Raw genomic sequence first — 2,168 nt, 5'->3', positions numbered from 1 at the left:
ATTGCCGATAAGGTAGATAAATTCACCTTTTGTCGACTCTAAGATRTYGKRTAGTACTTAAATGTTTTTGTTGATTATATATTCTACGTTTTTTAGACGTATTACTGTTGTTTTTAACCATCTTATAGTTTGATTTTTTTTATTTGTCCGAAAGGCATTTCCTGAACGATTTTCATGATTTGTTCGGCTTTATCTCCTAACCCGATTTTTTCCAAAGATTTGTCGGGTCTGTCAACCCTGAAGTAGGCCAAGAGCGTGAAGGCGTCGTCGCGCAATTGGACATAGTCAGGAATTTTTGCCACACCTTTTACTTTGATTACATACATAGTTAAACAAAGTTAGAATTTTTTATGAATTGCCTGTTATAAGCTTATCAATTTAACAATTATTGATGGTCTGTCAGAAATTTCAACGTATCCACTCCGTCAGCATAGTCGTTTAATGCAGGACATTGGCTGCCGCCCAGTGCAAATTGAGGGGTACGGATATTTAGGGGCGTCATAGACGTCACACATTGAATTTGATCTGCATGGTTGTTGATAAAAGACTCTACATCGGATAAGCTGTCATATTCTTCATAATAAACTACCGCCAGGGGAGAGGCTATCCTTTCGTCTTCTTTGAGTAGCAAGAAGCCGTTGTCATAATGTTTGTCTCCGTTTACAAGGTATATAGATTTGTTATAATCGTAGTTGTTGCTGTATTTGAAATGGTCCTTGATGTCTTTGAAAGGTTCGATAGCCTCGAAGAAAGTCGCTATGTTGTAGCCTGACGGCAAGAATATTTTTGATACGGACCGGCATCCCAAACCGAAATAGTCGAAGATGTCGTAACCCAACAGGTGAAGTTCTTTTGTAGATTCTTTTCCTGTCAGTACTGCCACGGAGTTTCTGTTTTTACGGATGATATTCGGTTTTTTTTCGAAATAATATTCGAAGTATCGGGCAGTATTGTTGGACCCTGTGGCGATGATAAGATCAAAATTGGAAAGGCGATCCACCAGATGTATATGCTGTTGGAAGCGTGGTTCTATTTCTAGAAGTTTGTGGATGATGAGCTTGCTGACCCCCGCATCATCCGAAGATAGTTTGACCAGTGCCGTGAAGCCTGTAATAAGTGTAGACAGTAGGTCGTGAAATCCTACCAACGGAATGTTGCCGGCAAGGACTAGTCCCACGGTTTTGTTGTTCATCCCGTCTTGGATAGGGTAGGCCGAAGTCCACTGTTCCAGTTTTTCTACAGTAAGGTTTTGGCCAAGCGTTTGAAACTGCTTGAGGATATTTTCTTTAGTGTACCAGGCATTCTGAAGGTGGATGCTTTCTATGCGGAATAAACTGTCCCTGTCAGGATTGCACATCCATTCTCCTAATGTTGCAAAAGCTCTGATTCTCTCGTTCTTTGTCAAAATATGTAATTTAGAATTATTCTGATAATTATTTACTTTATCTTTGTTTTGTCAAATAAGTAAAAACTCTACTGATTACGTATACTTTTATTATGAAAGTTAGAAATCGATTTTTACTTTTGACAGTACAAAATTAGTTTATTTATTAATTGTGAGGTTATAAATGGCGATAAAAATTACTGACGAATGCATTAATTGTGGGGCTTGTGAGCCAGAATGCCCAAATAATGCGATATATGATGCGGGTGTTCCATGGAGATTTTCGGATGGTACTGCTTTGGATGGAATTATCGATTTTGGCGATGGTGTTACTATAGATGCGTCGGCACCACAGGAAGCTATTTCGAACGAAGTGTATTATATCGTTTCGGACAAATGTACAGAATGTGTGGGCTTTCATGATGAGCCGCAATGTGCTGCCGTATGTCCGGTAGACTGTTGTGTGGAAGACGAAAATGTGGTAGAAACCCAAGAAGAATTGTTGGCTAAGAAAGCCTGGTTACACGGGGAATAATAAAAGATTACCATCATATAATAAAAAAGGCATGAGTTAATAGACATGCCCCAAAAAGTTAGACACTTATTTGGGGCATTTTTATGAGTAAAAAACAGAAGTATAATTTCAATTTTAAGTTACGTCTAGTAACCACTATTCTACGAGGTAAAGACAGTATTGGAAGCCTTGCAAAGCGAGAAGGATTAAGTAAATCGAATTTACAATTTTGGCTTAGGCTTTACCAAAATTATGGCAAGCAAGGCTTGC

4 protein-coding genes are annotated in these 2,168 nt (G+C 38.6%); 2 read left to right on the top strand and 2 right to left on the bottom strand.

The features are described 5' to 3' along the window. Window positions 1-122: 122 nt before the first annotated feature. Window positions 123-326, bottom strand: coding sequence for a hypothetical protein (locus tag SD31_RS10665; protein WP_039054108.1), 204 nt, complete (start codon window positions 324-326; stop codon window positions 123-125). A 59-nt stretch (window positions 327-385) separates the two neighbouring features. Then, the gene (locus tag SD31_RS10660) at window positions 386-1,405 is read right to left on the bottom strand and encodes an acyl-CoA reductase (protein ID WP_039054107.1); all 1,020 of its coding nucleotides are present in this window, start codon (window positions 1,403-1,405) and stop codon (window positions 386-388) included. Window positions 1,406-1,568: 163 nt separating this feature from the next. Between SD31_RS10660 and SD31_RS10655 the strand changes: the two genes are divergently transcribed. Further along, window positions 1,569-1,919 carry a 4Fe-4S dicluster domain-containing protein gene (locus SD31_RS10655; RefSeq protein ID WP_039054106.1) on the top strand — a complete coding sequence of 117 codons (351 nt, stop codon included), beginning with the start codon at window positions 1,569-1,571 and terminating at the stop codon, window positions 1,917-1,919. Between the two features lie 83 nt (window positions 1,920-2,002). Beyond that, window positions 2,003-2,168, top strand: a 166-nt coding sequence (locus tag SD31_RS21325) for a transposase (protein ID WP_156138320.1), incomplete at its 3' end; no start/stop codon positions are given.

It is taken from the genome of Sphingobacterium sp. T2 (assembly GCF_000814685.1).
Lineage (GTDB): Bacteria > Bacteroidota > Bacteroidia > Sphingobacteriales > Sphingobacteriaceae > Sphingobacterium > Sphingobacterium thermophilum.
The sequence above is the reverse complement of the archived record's forward strand: the minus strand, read 5'-3'. Positions and strand labels throughout refer to the sequence as shown.